This window comes from Halomonas sp. ND22Bw (genome assembly GCF_003011945.1).
In the GTDB taxonomy this organism is placed as follows: domain Bacteria; phylum Pseudomonadota; class Gammaproteobacteria; order Pseudomonadales; family Halomonadaceae; genus Halomonas; species Halomonas halophila.
Genome location: NZ_PXWD01000161.1, coordinates 1 through 454, shown reverse-complemented (window position 1 = coordinate 454; position 454 = coordinate 1). Strand labels below are relative to the sequence as shown.

Sequence of the window (454 nt, the reverse complement as noted above, 5' to 3'; positions counted from 1 at the left end):
CTCCTCCAGCGTGTCGAAGGAAACGCGGATCGGGATCGCGACACCTTCGCCGCAGACGATGCACTCGCGATTGCGCAGCGCGGGCAGCGTATCGAGGAAGCCTCGCGCGCCCTCCGGCATGGCGGCGCGGACGAACGCCTGGTCGCGATCGTTGTTGAGGCGCATCGCGATGATCGTGCCGCATTGCGACAGCACGCCCTCCGCCAGATCGGACGGGCGCTGCGTGATCAGCCCCAGCGAGACGCCGTATTTGCGGCCTTCCTTCGCGATCCGGCCGAGGATGCGCGCGACCGATGTTGGCGTTTCCCGGTCCGACGGGATGTAGCGGTGCGCCTCCTCGCAGACGAGCAGGATGGGATGCTGCGGTTCGTTGCGCGACCACAGCGCGAAGTCGAAGACCATCCGGCTGAGCATCGCGACCACCACCGAGGTGATCTCGCTCGGCACGCCCGAT

The 454-nt window shown here is 67.4% G+C and carries 1 protein-coding gene; it reads right to left on the bottom strand.

Features of this window, described 5'->3' with window-relative positions; all coding sequences use genetic code 11:
• Positions 1-454: ATP-binding protein (locus CVH10_RS17480; RefSeq protein ID WP_146142989.1), on the bottom strand; the 454-nt coding region annotated here is incomplete at both ends.